This is a genomic window from Streptomyces sp. CNP082, from assembly GCF_059570535.1.
In genome coordinates, this window is record NZ_JCANSZ010000007.1 from 237,135 (window position 1) to 256,152 (window position 19,018).

Below are 19,018 nucleotides of genomic sequence, written 5' to 3' on the forward strand. Positions count from 1 at the left end.
TGACCCGAGTGAAACCCGAGTGAAACCCGAGTGAAACCCGAGTGAAAGGAGCCGCGCAGTGGTGACCCCAGACCCCGACGCACCCGTCCCCGTCGCCGAATCCGTCCCCGTCACCGAACCCGCCGCTGCCTCCGCTCCGGCGACGGCTGACCTGCGCGCCTCCGTCGAAGCCCGGCTCGCGCCCGAGGCCCGCGAGTGGCTCGCCGCCGCGCTCGCCGACGCCGCCGACGGCACCCCGGGTCCCAGCGCCGGACTGCTCGCCTGGGAGGCCCACTTCGCCGCCGCGCGCCGCCGCTGCGGCGCCGGCGCCGCCGACGCCGTACGCGTGCTGATCCTGCACGCCGCCGGCGCCGACGAGCGGGTCGCCACCCGCGTCTACGACCGCGGCGACGCCGCCGAACGCCGGGCCGTGCTGCGCGCGCTGCCGCACCTGGACCTGGGCCCCGGCGCCGTACCGCTGATCGAGGACGCGCTGCGCACCAACGACACCCGGCTGGTCGCCGCCGCCCTCGGCCCGTACGGGGCCGCGCACCTCGGCGGCCACGCCTGGCGGCAGGCCGTCCTCAAGTGCCTGTTCACCGGCGTGCCCGCCGACGAGATCGCGGGCCTGGCCGACCGCGCCGCCGGCGACGGCGAACTCGGCCGCATGCTCACCGACTACGCCCGCGAGCGCACGGCCGCCGGCCGCGCCGTGCCCGCGGACCTCGACCGGATCCTCGCCCTGACCCGCAAGGAGGTGTGATGCGCATCTTCGACCCGCACATCCACATGACGTCCCGCACGACCGATGACTACGCCGCCATGTACGACGCGGGCGTGCGCGCCCTCGTCGAGCCCTCCTTCTGGCTGGGGCAGCCGCGCACCTCCCCCGAGAGCTTCTACGACTACTTCGACTCGCTGCTCGGCTGGGAGCCCTTCCGCGCCGCCCAGTACGGCATCGCCCACCACTGCACGCTCGCCCTCAACCCCAAGGAGGCGGGCGACCCGCGCCTGCTGCCGGTCCTGGACGAGCTGCCGCGCTATCTGCTCAAGGACCGCGTCGTCGCCGTCGGCGAGATCGGCTACGACTCCATGACCCCGGCCGAGGACCACGCGCTCGCCGCCCAACTGGAGCTGGCCGCCGACCACGGGCTGCCGGCCCTGGTGCACACGCCGCACCGCGACAAGGCCGCGGGCCTGGCCCGTACGATCGACGTCGTACGCGAATCCAGGCTGGCGCCCGAGCGCGTGATCCTCGACCACCTCAACGAGACGACGGTGGCCGCGGCCCTGGACAGCGGCTGCTGGGCGGCCTTCTCCGTCTACCCCGACACCAAGATGGACGAGGACCGCATGGTCCGCATCCTGCGCGAGTACGGCACCGCGCGCATGCTCGTCAACTCCGCCGCCGACTGGGGCAAGAGCGACCCGCTCAAGACCCGCAAGACCGCCGACGCCATGCTCGCCGCCGGCTTCACCGACGCCGACGTCGACAAGGTGCTGTGGCAGAACCCGGTGGAGTTCTACGGCCAGAGCGGCCGGCTGGAGCTGGAGCCGGAGAAGCCGGAGGCCGGCGGGGCCACGTACGAAGGGAACTCCATCCTGCGGGGGGGAAGCTGAGCCATGCGCTTCCGACACCCCGACGGCTCCCTCGTCCATCTCGCGTACTGCACCAACGTGCACCCCGCCGAGGACCTCGACGGGGTGATGGCGCAACTGCGCGACCACGCCGAGCCGGTGCGCCGCCGGCTCGGCCGCGACCGGCTGGGCATCGGCCTGTGGCTCGCCCGCGACGCCGTACGCACCCTCGGCTCCGACCCCGCCGCGCTGCGCCGGCTGAAGAAGACGCTCGACGACCGCGGCCTGGAGGCCGTGACCCTCAACGGCTTCCCGTACCAGGGGTTCGGCGACGAGGTCGTCAAGTACCGCGTCTACCGCCCCGACTGGACCGAGCCCGAACGCCTGGACCACACCGCCGAGCTGGCCCGGCTGCTCGCCGCGCTGCTGCCCGACGACGTCACCGAGGGCACCATCTCCACCCTCCCGCTCGCCTGGCGCACCGACTTCGACGACGCCGCCCGCAAGGCGTCGCTGACGGCCCTGGGCACCCTGGCCGCGCGCCTCGACGCCATCGAGGAGCTGACCGGCCGCTCCATCCGCATCGGTCTGGAGCCGGAGCCCGGCTGCACGGTCGAGACCACCGCCGACGCCGTCGCGGCGCTCACCGCGGAGGGCGGGCCGCCCCCCGAGCGCATCGGCGTCTGCGTCGACACCTGCCATCTGGCCACGTCCTTCGAGGACCCCGCCACCGCCATCGCCGGCATCACCGGCGCGGGTCTGCCCATCGTCAAGTCCCAGTTGTCGGCGGCGCTGGTGGCCGACCGGCCGGCGGAGCCGGAGGTACGGACCGCGCTCGCCGCCTTCGCGGAGCCGCGGTTCCTGCACCAGACCCGGATCCGCGCCGCCGACGGCTCCGTACGCGCCACCGACGACCTCGACGAGGCACTGGCCGGCGGCCTCCCCGACGACGGCCCCTGGCGCGCCCACTTCCACGTACCGCTGCACGCGCCGCTGGAGCCGCCGCTGACGGCGACGACGCCGGTGCTCGAAGAGACGCTGGCGCGGCTGGTCGGCGGCCCCGCGCCGCTGACCAGGCACCTGGAGGTGGAGACGTACACCTGGCAGGCTCTGCCGCACCAGCTACGGCCCCGCAGCCGCGGACAGCTCGCCGACGGCATCGCCGCCGAGCTGACCGTGGCCCGGGACCTGCTGGTCTCCCTCGGCCTGAAGGAGCTGCCTTGACGTCCTCCTCCATCCGCAGACGGAGGATTCCAACCCACTGAAGGGAGCAGCGAGTTGAGGTTCGCGGTGCACCGGCCCGGCAACCCAAGCCCTTCCCGCGCAGCAACCGCCCGCCCGGCGGCCGACCGTTTGGCTCTCACGGCAAGATGCACGCTACCAGCGTGCTGCGGCACGCTCGTCACCCGAAGGAGTGGTTGATGCCCGACCCACGAGTACCGAAGCGGCTCGTCGTCATTGACGTGGTCGGCCTCACCCCGCGCCTCCTGGAGCACATGCCCCACCTGCGCGCGCTGGCCGACGCCGGCTCGCACAGCGCGCTGGAGCCACCGCTGCCCGCCGTCACCTGCACCGTGCAGTCGACGCTCCTGACCGGCGAGCCGCCGGCGGGGCACGGGATCGTCGCCAACGGCTGGTACTTCCGCGAGCTGGGCGAGATCTTCCTGTGGCGCCAGCACAACGCGCTCGTCGGCGGCGACAAGCTGTGGGAGGCCGCCCGGCGCGCGTACCCCGGCTACACCGTGGCCAACGTCTGCTGGTGGTACGCGATGGGCATGGACACCGACTACGTCGTCACCCCGCGCCCCGTCTACTACGCCGACGGCCGCAAAGAGCCCGACTGCTACACCCGGCCACCGGAGCTGCGCGACGAACTGACCGCCGCCTTCGGCACGTTCCCCCTCTTCAACTACTGGGGCCCGACGGCGAGCATCGTCTCCTCGCAGTGGATCATCGACGCCTCGCGGCACATCCTCGACGCGTACAGCCCCGACCTCACCCTCGTCTACCTCCCGCACCTCGACTACGACCTGCAGCGCTACGGCCCCGACGACCCGCGCTCGCACGCGGCGGCGCGCGAGCTGGACGACGCCATGGCGCCGCTGCTGGCGGACGCACGGGCGGCGGACGCGGAGACCGTGGTGCTCTCGGAGTACGGCATCACGCAGGCGGCGAAGCCGGTGGACGTCAACCGCGCGCTGCGCAAGGCCGGGCTGCTGGAGGTCTACACGCAGGACGGGATGGAGTACCTGGACCCGTGGGCGTCGCGCGCCTTCGCGGTCTCGGACCACCAGATCGCCCACGTCTACGTCCGCGACCCCGCCGACGTCGAGGCCGTCCGCGAGATCCTCACCAGGCTGCCCGGCGTCGCCGACGTGCTCGCCGAGTCCGGCAAGAAGGCCCACGGCCTGGACCACCCGCGCGCCGGCGAGCTGGTCGCGGTGGCGGAGCCGGACGCCTGGTTCACGTACTACTACTGGCTCGACGACGACCGTGCCCCGGACTTCGCCCAGCTCGTCGAGATCCACCGCAAACCCGGCTACGACCCCGCCGAGCTGTTCATGGACCCGACCGACCCGTACGTACGCCTGCGGGCGGTCTCCGCGATCGCCCGCAAGAAGGCCGGGATGCGCTACCGCCTGGCCGTCGTCCCGCTCGACCCCGCCCCGGTACGCGGCACCCACGGCCGCCTCCCGGACGACGAGCGCGACGGCCCGGTGCTGATCACCACCCGGTCGGGGGCGACCACGGGCCCCGTACCGGCGACGGACGTGAAGTCCCTGCTGCTGTCACTCGCCGGCCTCGACTGACCGCCCCCGCACCACCCACAGCCCGGCCCCCTGCGCCCCGCCCGCCCGGACCGCCCCGGCTCGCCGCCCCACCGGCGGGCCGGGGCCCGGACGTCACCATCGGTAATGCACTGCCACGTTCCGTAGTCAAATACTGGTGCGAACCGCTCCCGAATCCTTGGTATCGTTGGCCTTGTCCGCGGCTCTCTCCGCGGGACGGCGACCTGGTCCGGGTGGCGGAATGGCAGACGCGCTAGCTTGAGGTGCTAGTGCCCGTTAAGGGCGTGGGGGTTCAAGTCCCCCCTCGGACACTCACAGAACCGGCCTGGTAGGCATGTTGGCCAGGTCTTTTTCATGTGGACACCGTTTCGGCCGATGGTGGCCATGGGTCAAGACGATCGCCAGGTAACCCTCTGACCAGCAGCTTTGCCCAGCAATCGGGCGTGGGGGTTTAAGTCGGTCGTTTGTCAGGATTGGCCACGGTTTGTACGCGTGGAGCGCTCTGGAGTTCTTGGGCACCGGACACCTCCTTGGTGTCTGGCTTCACGGCGATCCGTGGGAATGAGGCGGCCCCGGACGTGAGGCGCGCCGCGCGAGCCCGTCCCGGTGGGGCCACCAACTCCGGCGTCACCCTGACCGGTAACGGCGGCATGGGTTTGTACGGGCACTGCGGACCGCAGGTCGCCTCGTACCTGCTGAAGCTCGACTGGAAGCCGGCCGGCGGCGACAACTCAGTCAGATGTCTTCATCGGCTTCCGGCGGTCGAGCACGGCTATGAGATCCAGATCGAGGCCACTGACCGTCCGCGACACCGCGCATAATCCGCCGGGGGAGTGGAACCACTTCGAGGCGCGGGTAGAAGGTGAGCATATGCGTGTCCGCCTCAACGGCGTACTCATGAACGACTTCACCAACACCGATCCGGCCCGCTCACTCGCCGGACACGTCAGTCTGCAGAACTACGGCGCAGGCGATGACGTCTCGTTCCTCAACGTCCGGCTCCTGGAACTGGGCGCCGGCGCCGGGCCGATCCGCGGCGCCTGCGGCACGTGGGTGGACGTGGCGGGGCGTTGCCCGCGGACAGTGCGAAGGTGCAGCCAGACGGTTACCGCGGCGGCCCGGCGCAGCTCCCGGCGGTGGCGGCCGCGAACCGCGGCGGCCACCGCCGGTGCCTCAGGTCAGTGGGGAGGGATACCCTCACAGCCGAACCCGAGCACCGTCACCGGCACGGCGGCCAGCCCGCTGTCACAGGTGAAGCTGCCGTGCGGTGTGTTGATGACGAAGGGGCCGTTGATCACGCCAACCCTCGGCGCGCCCGGCGACCCGGTACAGTCGAAGCCGGTGACGAGACCGAGCGTCTTGATGCCTTCGTCGCAGTCGTATGTCGGGACCTGCTGCTGAGTCGGCTGGACGGCGAGCGCCGTTCCGGTGGCCGAGGCCGCCAGCGCCAGAGTGGCGACGGCGCCGACCGCCATGGCCCGCGCGGAACGCCGGGCCGATCGCATCTTGTTCATCACTTTTTGTTCCTGACTGTGTGAGATCACCCTTGAGTGCAGAACGCGCGAGGGAATTTCCTGCCGGGATGCCGGCACAACGCCCGGTCAGCAGGATCAGACTGGACCCCTCCACATGGCCTCAACAGGGCGCGAGACGGGGGCGAAGACGCGTTTTCGGACGCGCCGGTTGCGGTTCCAACCCCAGACGTTCCGTTTGCCGACTTTCCGGCACCGTTCGCGGGTCGTCCTTACGTGACGAATCGTTCGCACACCCTGATCGCGCCGGTGGTACATCTCGGTGTCGTGCGCTCCACCTTTCGGGTGAGTTCGCCCGCCCATTGTTGCGCTTGAGTTCCTCATATGGAGTATTGGAATCGTCCATCCGATGGACTGCCCACCCTCTCCAGGGAATGCCGAATCGGCATTGCCGCGCGCCATCCTAGTGTTTCCGCTGAAGAATTAGATCTGCCATCTGCGTCCGTTCAAGGCGCCGGCCGGTGCCGATCTCATCCGATCAAGGGACGACCCCTGGCGGGAATGCAGTCATCGCCACGGCAACACATCACGCCAATGCCTCGGCCGTTACGCTCAGCATCGGAGGTGCGATCACGAAAGTCGGCACCGCTATCTCGATCTCGGATGCCCACCTCCCTGACGTCCGCATATCCTAGCCGGGCAATTACCTTAAAAGAGCGCGGTTCTTGTGCTATGGCCTGCTCATCGCCGCGGTGCGCGCGGACGCCACCACCACTGCAGGTCCCCGACCTGGGAAACCCGCCCGCGGCCTGTCCGCTGGGGCCACCTCCCTGGAGGGTATTCGCACTCTTTCTCGCAGATGTCACAAACGCATCCTGTACCACCCAACCGGCCCCTATGCCACCCCCGCAAGCAGCTTATGGCAGCAGGAATTCGGGTAAATATTCTTCAAGATCGGGTATTATCGGAAGGGCAGTCCAGTGCTGTATTCGAAGATTGTCATTCTCGCCGACTGCCCGTTCGTGATTCCACCCTTGCCGTATTCGGACGGGGCTGACCACGAGAGCAAGGTCAAGATTCTCCAGGGGAACGGCTATGAGCACTTCGAATTCTGCGGCGAGTATGCCGAGGTGAGCGGAATTCTCACGCCGATCTATCAATGGCGCAATCGCACCTTCATTGCGGAATAGCCCTACGTCGCCAAGCGCCCGCCCCAGACAAGGAATGCCGATGAACCGACCCAGGAGTTCCCAGGACGTTGTCGTCACCGGAATGGGATTCTGCTTGCCAGGCCACCCCACGCCCACCTTCACCGCCGGCGATCTGTGGCAGGTCGCGTCCCGTGGCGGCACCTTCCTGAGAGCCGCGCCGATGTACTACGGGTCCGTGGAGCTCACCACCGGTATGTTCGCCGAACGCCTCCCGGACATTCCGGAGTTCTTCTCCAGGCACTACACGGCGGCCCACCGCTTCGGCCTGGTCTCACTCGCCGAGGCATGCGCTGACGCCGGATTGGAGCTCCGCTCCGCCGCGCTCGCCGAGGCGGCCATCCTCGTGGGGCGCGGTGGCATCGATGCCAACATCGACAGCTATATGTCGGTGCTGGGGGCCGATCCGGCCAGCACCACCCCGCAGGAGGCGATGGAGCTGTTCGTGGCGGCCGAGCAGGCCATGACGCCCTCCGACGTGTCCCTCGTCCAGGCGGCGCTGACTTGTTCCACCGGCCCGTGCTTCACGATCTCGTGCGGTTGCGCTTCCTCCGCCGTGCAACTCGGCCAGGCACGACGGCTCATCGCCCAGAACGAGGTGGAGGTCGCCGCCGTGACGGGTGTCGACGTCTTCAGCATCGGCCTGATCGAGAATGTCCAGCAGTTGCTGCGCGGTGCGCAGCGTACGTACGACGGTCTGCGCACCGACGGGATGCCGGAGCTGGTCCCGTCCTTCGAAGACCTGATGCGGCCGTACGACCGTCGCGCCCGAAGCATCAACCACGGTGCAGGCTCTGCCACGCTCATCTTGGAGAGCCGCGGGCACGCCGAGCAGCGTGGCGCGCATGTCTACGGCCAGATCCTCGCCACGGCCATGACCCGCGACGGGCTGGCGAATCCGCTGGCCAGTGACGATACGGGCGCTGAACTGGTCAGGGCCGTCCGTGACTGCCTCGGGGAGACGTGGAACCTGTCGCAGATCGGCTACGTGCACGGCGGCAGCGACGGCAACACCGTCGTGACCGCGTTCGAGTGCGCGGCGGTCAGGAAGCTGTACGGCGACTCCTCCGACCTGCTGATGACGTCTCAGGAAGGCATCTTCGGCCACAACGGCTCCGCGGCCGGCTGTCTGGGCGCCGCACTGACGCTGTTGATGATGGAGCACGGCGAGGTGTGCCCGACGGCCAACTGCGAGCAGCCCGCCGAGGGACTTCCCTTCGACCCCGTGCCCGGCACGAAGACCCGCCCAGTCGACTTCGATCACGCGCTCAGCTTCAACTACCAGGTCGGTGGCGTGAAACACGCCATGCTCCTGGGCAGCGCGGACGCAGTGTAGGGAGAGAGGGCAGTCATGGACGACAACCCACACACGGCGGCCCGCGCACGCGACGCGGCTGCCCGGCAGGTCGAATGCGGGGAACTCCCCGACGCCGCGCGGGGAGAACGTGGCGCGGAGATCGCCGTGCTCGGCGCGGGTTGCCGGCTGCCCGGCGACGCCGATTCCCCGGCCGCCCTCTGGCAGCTCCTGGCGGACGGATGCGACGCCGTCGGCGAGCTGCCCCCGGACCGGGCGGAGCTGAGTGCTTGTACGGACGCTCAGCTCCGCCCTTGGGGCGGCTTCCTGCGCAACGTCTCAGGGTTCGACGCCGACTTCTTCGGCGTCTCCGGTCGTGAGGCCGAAGTTCTCGACCCGCAGCACCGGTTGCTGCTGGAGGTGGCATGGGAGGCTCTCGAACACGCCGGGTTCCGCCCCGAGTCACTCAACGGCGTGCCCGTGGGCGTCTTCACCGGCATGAGCTACCACGACTACATGGACGGACTCACGGGCCACCCGCGCGAACTGGAAGGCTCTGTCCTGACCAACGGGCATTGTGTCGCCCCGGGCCGGATCTCCTACCTCCTTGGCCTGCGAGGTCCGTCGCTGTCATTGGACACGGCCTGCTCCTCCTCTCTCGTGGCGCTCCACCTGGCTGCACAGTCGCTCAACGCGGGCGAGTGCGAGCTGGCCCTGGCCGGGGGCGTGTCGCTCATCCTCCAGCCCCGGATCACCCAGTCGTTCGCGCGGATGGGCATGCTCTCGACCACCGGGCACTGCCACGCATTCGACGCCGCCGCCGACGGCTTTGTGCGGGGGGAGGGCTGCGGCGTGGTCGTGCTCAAACGACTCGCCGATGCAGTGCGGGCGGGCGACAGGGTGCTGGCCGTGCTGCGTGGCTCGGCGGTCAACCAGGACGGCGCCTCGGAAGGACTGGCCGCGCCCTCCCCCGAAGCTCAGCGGGCCTTGTACATCCGTGCGCTGTCCGCGGCGGGCGTCGACCCGCGCGACGTCGGCATGGTCGAGACACACGGCACCGGTACCCCGGTCGGCGACCCGGCGGAGTTCGCCAGTCTGGCCGCGGTGTACGGGGAGCGCCGGACCGACGGCGGCCGGTGCGCGCTGACGTCGGTGAAGACCAACCTCGGCCACCTTGAGCCGGCCGCCGGCATCACCGGGCTGATCAAGACCATCGGCAGTCTCGGCCGGGGCCTGATCCCCCCCAACCTCCACTTCACCGACTGGAACCCGGCGTGCCGGCCCGAGGGCACCCGGCTGTTCGTGCCCACCGGGCTTGTCGAATGGCCGGTCCGCTCCGGGGCGCGGCTGGCTTCCGTCTCTTCCTTCGGATTCGCCGGGACCAACGCCCACGCGGTGCTTGAGCAGCCTCCCACCCGCAGGTCACGCAGTGGCCGGGGCAGGCCGAAGCCGGCGGTGCCGGTCCCCGCGTCCTCGCCCGAAGTCTTCCTGGTGCCGGCCGGCTCGACCACAGTGCTGCCGGCCGCCGCGCTCCGCCTGGCCGAGTGGCTGGAGGGCGGCGGTGCGAGCGTGCCGCTGCGGGATATTGCCCACACCCTTGCGATGCGGCGCAGCCCGGGCCGCGGCCGGCTGGGTGTCGTGGCCGATTCACACGACCAGCTCGCGGAGTCGCTGCGGACGTACGCCGCCGGGCAGACGGAGCCGCATGTGGTGACGGGCTCGGTCGGCTCGGGTATCTCCCGCCGCCCGGTGTGGGTCTTCTCCGGGCAGGGCTCCCAATGGGCTGGAATGGGCAGCGGACTGCTCGGCACCGTGCCCGGCTTCGCCTCGGCGCTGGCAGAAGTCGACGAACTCATCAGCGCCGAGGCCGGATTCTCCGTGCTGGAGGTGGTGCGCCAAGGCCAGCCGGTGAGCGGCTGCGGGCGTGTGCAACCGGTGCTCTTCGCACTGCAGATCGCCCTCGCCGCCGCCTGGCGTTGCCACGGTGTGGAACCGGCCGGGGTCATCGGGCACTCGATGGGCGAGGTGGCTGCCGCCGTCGTCGCCGGGGCGCTGTCGCTGCCGGACGGGGTACGGGTCATCTGCCGCCGCTCCACCCTGCTGGAGCGCATCGCCGGCAACGGTGCCATGGCAAGCGTAGAACTGGATGCGGAGACGGTCGAGGCGGAGATCGCCGCAGCCGACGCAGACCCAGACACCCCGACCGGGCAAGTCTCGATCGCAGTGCTCAGCGCCCCCGGGTCCACCGTCGTGGCGGGGGACCCCGCCCGCGTACACCGGATGATGCAGGACTGGCAGGCACGCGGCGTTCCCGCGTCCACCATCTCGGTGGACGTGGCGTCCCACTCGCCTCAGGTGGACCCACTACTCGGTGATCTCCGCGTAGCTCTCGACGGTCTGACACCCGGCTCACCGCGTCTGCCCTTCTACTCGACGGTGCATGACGACCCCAGACAGCAGCCGGTCTTCGACTCCGACTACTGGTGCGAAAACCTGCGCCGCCCAGTGCGGTTCGCCGCCGCGGTAGCCGCCGCAGCCGCCGACCGCCACCCGCTCTACGTGGAGATCTCGCCGCACCCCGTGGTGAGCCGTGCCCTGACCCGCAGCCTCACTGCCCTGACCGATCAGGCGACCGAGCCGGTGGTACTGCCCACGCTGCTCCGAAGGGAAGACGAACTCGCCACGCTACGCGTCCAGTTGGCGGCGCTGCACTGTGCCGGGGGCACCGTGGACTGGTCCGAGCTCTACGCGGACGCACAGCTCGCGGACGTGCCCACCATCACGTTCGACCGCACGCGCCACTTCACCCGGCCGGAGATCCCTCAACCTCGCCCGGAGGCAGGCCCGGCCAGCGCGGACGGCGACCCGCTTCCCGGCAGGCGCACGGAGATTCCCGGAACGCCGCTCCGCCTGTGCTGGCACGGGGACACCGGTATCTCCCGCCTCCCCTGGCTGGCGGATCACCAGGTGTACGGCTCGGTGGCCCTCCCGGGCGCGGTCCACTGCGCTATCGCGCTGACCTGCGCCTGCGATGCGTTCCATGCCGGACCACACGAGGTGGAGATCACCGACCTGCGCTTCCTGGAGCTCCTCCGGCTCACCGAGCGAACTCCCGTCAGCACCACCGTGACACTGACAGACACCGACCACGCCCGGTGTGAAATCTACGCCCGCGGAGAGAAGGACACCTGGGTACTGCAGGCCACGGCTGTGCTGCGCCGCCGCGCCCTTGTGCCGCGTCCCTCGCCCTCGTCGGCCGGCTCCCCTGCCTCCCGGCATCCTCGGCGCCTCGACCCTCGCACCCTCTACGAGAGCCTGCGAGCCCGAGGACTCACCCACGGGCCTGCCTTCGCGGGAGTGACGGAGCTGCGCGGCGCCGAGAACGGGGAGAGCTACGAGGCGCGGGTCGAGGTCCCCCGGGAGGCCAGGCAGTCCGGGCACACGTCGCTGCGCATTCATCCCGTGCTGATCGACCTGTGCGCGCAGCTCGTCGCCACCCGGCTGATCGAGGAGGCCGATTCGGGCACGCTGCTCCCGGTCGGGATGCGGGACCTGCGCGTCTTGGGCGATCCGGCCACCGCGGTGTACTGCCACTCACACATCATCGAGGCGACCGATGACGCCCTCACCGGCGACGTGCGGCTGCTGGACCAGTCGGGCAGGACTGTGCTGTCCATCGACGGCCTCACGTTCACACGACGCTCGGCCACCGACCCCAAGGCGGTGGACGGCTGGTTCAGCGGCATCAGTTGGCACGAGTCCCCGCGCCGCACCCCGTCGCGGGAACTGTCGGCGCCCGGTACGACGCTGATCATCAGCGAGAGCGGGCAGGGTGCCGAGAGTTCCCGTGCGCTGGCCCGCGCCATCGAGTCGGTGGGTGGGAAGGCAGAGGTCTGGGAGCCGCCGCCCGCTCAGGAAGGGCTGCAGAGGCTGGCGGACACACTCGCCGCGCGGCTGGCGACATCGGAGGGGCCGCCCCGAGCAGTAGCGGTGTTGTGCCAGCAGGACGTGGACGGAGAGGCGGAGCAGAATCCGGCGACGGTGGGCCTGCGGCAGGTCAGGCTCCTGCTCGCCGTCGCGCAGGCGATCACAGGTGTGGCGGCCGGGCCGGTGCGCCTCTACGCTGTGACACGGGGCGCTCGCCGGGTGCGCCCCGGCGATATGGCCGATCCGGCCCAGGGAGCGCTGCGCGGCGCGGTACGCGTGCTGGCGCTGGAGCACCCCGAGTTGCAGGCGACTCTGGTCGATGCGGATGCCGGCTCGGGCCCTGGCCGGGACACGGGCAACGGCGGCGATGGCTCCGCCATGCGCGAGCTGGCCCGTGAGCTGATGTCTGATCAGGCGTACGACGCCGAGGACCTTGAGGACGAGGTGGCGTTGCGTGGCGGGGTCCGGCATGTCGCCAGACTGGAGCGGACGCCACTGGCGAATGGCGAGAGAGCCCCCCTCGCCGCGCGCCTCGCGCGCAGCGGCGAGGACGGATTTCGGCTACGTGTGGACCGCCCCGGCGATCTGACGAGCCTGCGGCTGGCCGAGTCACCCCGCATCGCGCCCGGTGCCGGCGAGGTCGAGGTGCGCGTGACCGCCACCGGGCTGAACTTCCGCGACGTCCTGATCGCCCTCGGCCTGCTCCCCGGCGCCGGCGCCGGGGAGACCGGCTCACACGACGGGATCGGTTTCGAATGCGCCGGCGTCGTCACGGCCATCGGCCCCGGCATCGAGCACTTCAGCGTCGGGGACGAGGTACTCGCCGTGAATCTGGAAGGCGGCGCTTTCGCCTCGTTTGTCACCCTGCCGGCCAGAGCCGTCATTTCGATCCCTCCAGGGCTCGGCGCCGTCGCCGCCGCCGGGCTGCCGATCGCCTATCTCACCGCCTGGTACGCGCTGCGCCACGTCGCTCGACTGGCCCCAGGGGAACGCGTGCTGATCCACTCAGCGACTGGCGGTACGGGACTTGCGGCCGTCGCCGTCGCCCGGCGTCTGGGGGCAGAGGTGCTGACCACTGCGGGCAGTGAGGAGAAACGCAGCCATCTGCGGGCTATGGGAATCACCACGGTGATGGATTCCCGAACGCTGGACTTCCGGGACCAGACCCGTGAGGTGACCGGCGGCGAAGGCGTCGACGTGGTGCTGAACTCACTCTCGGGAGCGGCCATCCGGGCTGGCCTGGAGACACTCCGCCCCTTCGGACGCTTCATCGAGCTGGGCGTGCGCGACATCCTCTCCGACGGGCTGCTCGGGCTCTCGCCGCTGCGGCACAACATCACGTTCCGTACGGTCGACCTGATCGAACTTCAGCGATCACAGCCCGACGTGTTCGATACGGTGCTGCGGGAGGTGCTCGGCGAATTCGCGGCGGGCCGGCTCACGCCATTGCACTGCACGACCTTTCCGATCACCGCCGCCTCTGACGTGTTCCGGCTCATGGCGAGCGCGCGCCACCTGGGCAAGCTGGTACTGACCGCGCCTGCGCAGGACGAGACCGTCGCCGTGCTGCCTGCCCGGCCGGTGGCCGTGCGGCGGGACGGTGCCTACATCATCACCGGCGGGCTACGCGGCGTGGGACTGGCCACCGCGCAGTGGCTGGCCCAGCAGGGCGCCCGCCATCTGGTGCTGAACGGGCGTACACCGCCCACCCCCCAGGCCACGGCAACACTGCACGACCTCGCCGTCCACGGCACCGAGATCACGGTCGTGCTGGGCGACATCGCCGAGCAGCACACCGCCGAGCGCCTGGTGGCCGCGGTCGGGGAACAGCCCTGGCCGCTGCGGGGCGTGGTGCACGGCGCCATGGTATTGGCGGATGCCGCCGTCACCACACTGGACGAAGAACGGCTCCAGAGGGCCTGGAAACCGAAGGCCGACGGCGCCTGGCACCTGCACCGGGCCACCGCCTCTCACCGGCTCGACTGGTTCGTGGTCCACTCCTCCATGGCGTCGCTGCTGGGGAATCCCGGCCAGGCCGGGTACGCGGCGGCGAACGCGTGGCTGGATGCCTTCGCGGCCTGGCGAACAGCTCTCGGGCTGCCCACACTGGCGGTCAACTGGGGCCCATGGGGTGAAATCGGGTCAGCGACCGATTTTGCCCGACGCGGATACCAGACCATCCCCACGGAGGCGGGATTCCGGGCGCTGCAGGAACTGCTGGCGCACGGAAGCGTCCAGGCCGGGGTTATCCCCGGAGACCCTGGGACATGGATTCCCCAAGCAGGCCGGAGCAGGGATTTCTTCAGCCTCGTCAGCCCGGACGACGACGCCGGATCGAGCGGGAACGCGGAAAGCCCGGCGGAACTGGTGGAGCGGCTGCGCTCCATGTCTGCGGGACCCGCCCAGCGACACGCGCTGGAGGCGTTTCTGGCCGAGCACATCCGCGCGGTGCTGCGGATCGGCGCCACGAGGATCGATCCGCAGACCCCGCTGCGCAGCCTGGGCTTCGACTCGCTGCTGGCCACCGAGGTGCGGGCGCGCATCGAACCGGTCCTTGGCGTACGACTGGCCGGCGACTTCGTGTGGCGGCACCACACCCTCGCGGCACTCGCCGAAGGATTGTCCGAACGTCTGGGCCTGATTCCCTGCTGAGTGCACCGCGCACGTGACGGGCTCCGGGCATGATCGAGCCGTTCCCGGAGCCCGTCGTCCAGAGCAGACACTCTTCGCCGGACCCTTCGGCGGGCCTCCCCGAGGCCGTCGCATTCATCCCGCCGAAACCTCAGCGGCTCCCGACAGGCGGTTCACACCCTCCGGCCACCCGCACCGGACGCCACAAGCCCGAGTTCAGCCCCCTCCAGATGCATACGGCGCGGGAGATGTACGACTCCGGCGGCTCCACCGTCCAGCGGCTCGTCGGCTGATGAGGCGTCACCCCTCACGCTCCACCGCCGCTCCCACAAGGCTCTGGCACCGCAACGAGCCCTCGCCGCGGTGCCAGAGCCCCGAAAGCGGCTGACCGCTACCTTGAGGCCCGGGTCTGAGCCGGGATTCCGGGGCCGGCAGCGTGCCAGGGGCAGGCCGTCTCCCCGGCCCGCCCCTCCCCTCCTCGTCCCCTGCCCAACGTGACACCGCTGCTGGCTGCCTGTTCCTCGAAAGCCCGCTGCGCTTCGCAGTCTCCGCCGCGACTCAGGGATTGGTGGAAATCGCTCAAGTACTGCATACCGAGGTGAGAACGCAATCCGCCGAGTGACTCCACCGCGCGCAAGGCGTGATGGCACCCTTCGGCCAGTTCGCCGGCCTCGGCCCGTGCGGTAGCGAGCAACAGCAGGGCGACGACACGAAGGCGCACGTCTCGCTGAGGCAGACCATCAAAGGCTGCCTGAGCCCAGCGCGCCGACTCCGCCGGATGGCCCAGGTCGTGATAGCACTGAGCCAGCCAGATGGCCAGCCGCGCAACTGTGAAGTCCGCCATCCACTCGGGCTCGCCGTCCGAGGACGCCTCGTCCAATGTCTTGACAGCAAGGTCCGCGCTCTTCTCGCAGGAGTACGCGTCGCCAAGCAGGGCGTGCCCTCGTGCCTCCACCAGGTGAAACAGCGCGTCCAGGGACGGCGTCGAGTGGTTGCGGGTGCCGCCGCGGGCAGCGAGGGCGAGTGGCAGCACTTCCCGAGGGTGGCCGAGAAACGGCGCGGTAACGGCCATACCGTCGGCCAGCACGTATCCACCAAACGCGCGGTCGCCGGCCGCCTGGGCCAGCCGGAGCGCCTGGATGCAGTAGCGCTGCGCCAGGCTGGGCCAGCCGACGTCCAACGACATGAGGGCGGTGAGCTTGGCGAGTTGGGCAACGGCGGCGAAGAGCCTGCGGCCGGTCGCCTCCGTGTACGTGCCCGTGAGCAGCCCGGAGACGAATGCGTTGAGATAGTGCACACTGAGGGAACGAGTGTGGCCGCCGCCGAAGCTGCGGTCGAGTCTGGACAGCGCGAGGGTGGTCTCCCGTACCGCCTCCACGTCAGTGATATGCACCTGCGAGCCGCCCTCATGGGTGACCTCGGCATCACATGCTGTGATGAGCCAGTCGCGGCTGGGGCCGATCAGGGTGGAGACCGCCACCGCGGGCCCGAAGACCACGCCGCGAGGGTCGGCATCGCAAGACCAGAGCTCGCACGCCATCTGGGTGGCGTCGGCCAGATCTGAAGCAAATGTCAGACCAACGTTGCTCGCCAGATTCTTACCGTACGCCATACCGATTTCGTCCAGCGATACGGTACGGTCAAGTTTCTCACTGAGCACTTCGGTGATGATCACGGCCGTACGAACCCGAGGACGCTGACCACGTACCCACCGACTCACAGAGGTCTTGTCGTGACGCAGATTGAGACCACGCTGATCTCCTCGAATGTTGACTCGGCGAGCGAGTCCGGCATTCGAGATCCCCGCCTCATGCAGCAGGGCCTCAAGTCTCTGATTCGGCTGGTGAGAAATAAGCTTACGGGCAGCCATCTTCATCCTTTCAAAGAACCTCTGAGTGTAATGAACTCCTCTGACACTCAACGAGGAAATTTGACCAAGCAGCCGAATCCCAGACTTCCCTCAATCATTCTCACGCATCGGATTTTACCGTGCAACCGTGCAGGGAGGTGAACCGGCATCGCGGCTGCATGTACCGGCGCGCAAGTAGCATTTGAGAAAGAAACGTTCCATCGCGCACCGCATCCACCTTCTAATTATTTATTCCTTTCAAATGCGGTACCGGCGGGAAGGGGGGATGCAGGGAACGACGAAAGGCGACGCGTTGACAAGCGCCCAAGAGTCCGTCAGCTCGGCACCATCGGCACAGCCCTCTCGGCAATCCCGGCAGGGAGGGATGAACGTGCAGGTCGGGCGTCTCCTGCACGGCATCAGCCGCTACGTGGACCTCGGCTGTGACGACGTCGCCGGCTCATGTTCCTCCGCATCCCATCCCCCCCAGGGGGAACTGAACCAGCCATGCCACGAGATCAGCAACCGACCGATCACGTGTGCGCCGGCAGCTCCACCCGCGCGCCGCACCTGCGCCCCGAGCTGCTGCGCGAGCCGCGTCGGGCGGCCGGTTTCCTCGCCCGTGCAGCCGGCCTGCCATCAGGCCGGAGTCCGCGAGCACCGCCGCAACCCGCGCGCCTGACGCCACTGCCACCAGTAGCCGAGCCGATCACCGCGTTGTCGTCGCCGGCCCGGAACCGCTCGGCCGCCTCAAGTCGTCACTTCTCGCGGAAGGCCCGCCGTTCATCGATCAGCCCGCACGACACCACGCTTTCCACGTCAGAAGGACCCGCAGGCCCCCGAGGGCGGAGCTGGGTGGTCTCCCTCACTCGAGTGCCCGGCTCCGCCCGTCCGCCCGGCCTGGTAGCGGCTCTCCAACGGCGTCGCGCCCGTCCGTCAGCAGCCGCCAGAGTGCGGCGGGGAATCGGAGCCTTCGGCCGCGTCGGGCACACCTCGCTGCCCTTCGGTGAGATCCCGTCGCGAAAGTTCTACCCGCATTGCTGCGATCATCGGTTTGATCCGATTTTGTGCCGAGTGACCTTCAGGTGGTAAAGGATGCATGTACTCTGATGCGACTTTCCGGCTGCGGGAAGGGCGCTCCGCGCGAACGGAACAGCGCTCTCCCCGGGGGAGGGCATCGGGAGCCCCGGCCGGCCGGGGGGCATGGGGTCGGCCGGGGCCGCTTGTGAGTGGCCCTCACACGCCGGCGGAGGCGTCGGCAGGCCCGGCCCTCCAGATGGTGCCCATGGTCGCGCCGTTGGTCGACCTCTTGTTGCGTAAGATGAGTTCGGTCGTCTCCTCTGCTCAAGATTCGAATTCGCGTTTCCGCGATCGGGATGCCTGTGAGGTGTGCGCGCGGTGCCGCCGGAGTCGAGATGGTTTGATAGGAATGAGCCGCGCCAGCCGACGTCTGACACCGGCACCGGCTGACGGGTAATTGACGCTGCCAGTCACCAATTCTCCGGAGCTGATGGCGACTCATCGACCGGACAGTTCCAGTACTCCATACAGGGCCCCGGGCCGCAATAGGTGATGCGCGAACTCATTCGTAAAGCGGAGCGTGTGGCCCGGAAATGTACCACCGGCGCGATCCTGCCACTCCAGGGCATATTCTCGTCACAGTGACCCCTCGCGCCAAACCGCAACTCATACTCCCGTAAACGCATCTTTGCCACCGCACGTGCCTGTTTATGTACATTCAATTAGGGCCAGTCTGATCGTGCTGAATGCGAGTGCCGGCTCCCGGAAGGAAACCGAAGTCTCACATTCGGTACTCAACAGTGATCCCACACGAGCAGGAGTTGACTAGGAATGAAGAGAATGCGAACGGCACGGCGTTCCGCGCGGTGCCTGGCCGTCGGTGCAGTCGCCGCACTGGCGCTGACTGCCACCGCCGCGGGCACGGCGATCGCCGTCCAGCCGGCCCAGGAGGCTCAGCCGGTGCCGACGTACGACTGCGAGGAAGCGGCGGTGGCTGCCGGCCTCGTCTCGGGCTTCGACTGCGACGCGTCGCCCGGCGCCCCGACGCTGGGCACGATCAACGGCCCGTTCGTCATCAATACCCCCTCCAACAGTTGGACCTGCGACGACGGGCTGGCGGTCGTGCCAGTGGTGGTGGCGGGATTCGGCTGTGAGGACCCGGCCGAGGTCCGCTGACCGATGCCGTGGTGGGGGCGGCGGCGTACTGCAGCCGCCCCCACCGTGTAAGCAGACCCGCTGCCCCTTGAGCGGCCGCAGAACCGGATTGGGAT

Annotated in this window: 11 protein-coding genes, 1 tRNA gene and 1 pseudogene; 11 read left to right on the top strand and 2 right to left on the bottom strand. The window is 69.4% G+C overall.

Going from position 1 to position 19,018, the window contains the following annotated elements; translation table 11 throughout:
* The first annotated feature begins 58 nt into the window (after positions 1–58).
* The 6 genes and pseudogenes from B124_RS09365 to B124_RS09390 form a co-directional block, all read left to right on the top strand.
* On the top strand, positions 59–742 hold the full coding sequence (locus tag B124_RS09365; RefSeq protein ID WP_496502239.1) for an EboA domain-containing protein: 684 nt from the start codon (positions 59–61) through the stop codon (positions 740–742).
* Positions 742–1,599: a TatD family hydrolase gene (locus B124_RS09370; protein ID WP_496502240.1), complete on the top strand. Its 858-nt coding sequence runs from the start codon at positions 742–744 to the stop codon at positions 1,597–1,599. The genes B124_RS09365 and B124_RS09370 overlap by 1 nt, the downstream gene beginning before the upstream one ends.
* A 3-nt stretch (positions 1,600–1,602) precedes the next feature.
* The gene (gene eboE, locus B124_RS09375) at positions 1,603–2,781 is read left to right on the top strand and encodes a metabolite traffic protein EboE (protein ID WP_496502241.1); all 1,179 of its coding nucleotides are present in this window, start codon (positions 1,603–1,605) and stop codon (positions 2,779–2,781) included.
* A 197-nt stretch (positions 2,782–2,978) separates the two neighbouring features.
* Positions 2,979–4,367 (top strand): alkaline phosphatase family protein, encoded by a 1,389-nt coding sequence (locus B124_RS09380; RefSeq protein WP_496502242.1) that lies wholly within the window; start codon positions 2,979–2,981, stop codon positions 4,365–4,367.
* A 206-nt stretch (positions 4,368–4,573) separates the two neighbouring features.
* Positions 4,574–4,657: transfer RNA gene (locus tag B124_RS09385), tRNA-Leu, on the top strand.
* A gap of 463 nt (positions 4,658–5,120) precedes the next feature.
* Positions 5,121–5,288 (top strand): annotated as a pseudogene (locus B124_RS09390) (3-keto-alpha-glucoside-1,2-lyase-like domain-containing protein); the annotation flags it as partial.
* A 236-nt stretch (positions 5,289–5,524) separates the two neighbouring features.
* Here the strand turns inward: B124_RS09390 and B124_RS09395 are convergent.
* Positions 5,525–5,890: a hypothetical protein gene (locus B124_RS09395; protein ID WP_496502286.1), complete on the bottom strand. Its 366-nt coding sequence runs from the start codon at positions 5,888–5,890 to the stop codon at positions 5,525–5,527.
* 908 nt (positions 5,891–6,798) lie between these two features.
* Between B124_RS09395 and B124_RS09400 the strand changes: the two genes are divergently transcribed.
* From B124_RS09400 to B124_RS09415, 4 genes are read left to right on the top strand one after another with little or no spacing between them, the layout of a single operon-like run.
* Positions 6,799–7,008 (top strand): DUF5988 family protein, encoded by a 210-nt coding sequence (locus B124_RS09400; RefSeq protein WP_496502243.1) that lies wholly within the window; start codon positions 6,799–6,801, stop codon positions 7,006–7,008.
* A gap of 40 nt (positions 7,009–7,048) precedes the next feature.
* Positions 7,049–8,362 (top strand): beta-ketoacyl synthase N-terminal-like domain-containing protein, encoded by a 1,314-nt coding sequence (locus B124_RS09405; RefSeq protein WP_496502244.1) that lies wholly within the window; start codon positions 7,049–7,051, stop codon positions 8,360–8,362.
* 15 nt (positions 8,363–8,377) lie between these two features.
* Positions 8,378–14,899 carry an SDR family NAD(P)-dependent oxidoreductase gene (locus B124_RS09410; RefSeq protein WP_496502245.1) on the top strand — a complete coding sequence of 2,174 codons (6,522 nt, stop codon included), beginning with the start codon at positions 8,378–8,380 and terminating at the stop codon, positions 14,897–14,899.
* A 29-nt stretch (positions 14,900–14,928) separates the two neighbouring features.
* The gene (locus B124_RS09415; protein WP_496502246.1) at positions 14,929–15,171 is read left to right on the top strand and encodes a hypothetical protein; all 243 of its coding nucleotides are present in this window, start codon (positions 14,929–14,931) and stop codon (positions 15,169–15,171) included.
* A gap of 98 nt (positions 15,172–15,269) precedes the next feature.
* Here the strand turns inward: B124_RS09415 and B124_RS09420 are convergent, their stop codons facing one another.
* On the bottom strand, positions 15,270–16,748 hold the full coding sequence (locus tag B124_RS09420) for an NsdA family TPR-like regulatory protein (RefSeq protein ID WP_496502247.1): 1,479 nt from the start codon (positions 16,746–16,748) through the stop codon (positions 15,270–15,272).
* 1,830 nt (positions 16,749–18,578) lie between these two features.
* Here B124_RS09420 and B124_RS09425 point away from each other — a divergent pair.
* Positions 18,579–18,923 (top strand): hypothetical protein, encoded by a 345-nt coding sequence (locus B124_RS09425; protein ID WP_496502248.1) that lies wholly within the window; start codon positions 18,579–18,581, stop codon positions 18,921–18,923.
* Positions 18,924–19,018: the final 95 nt, after the last annotated feature.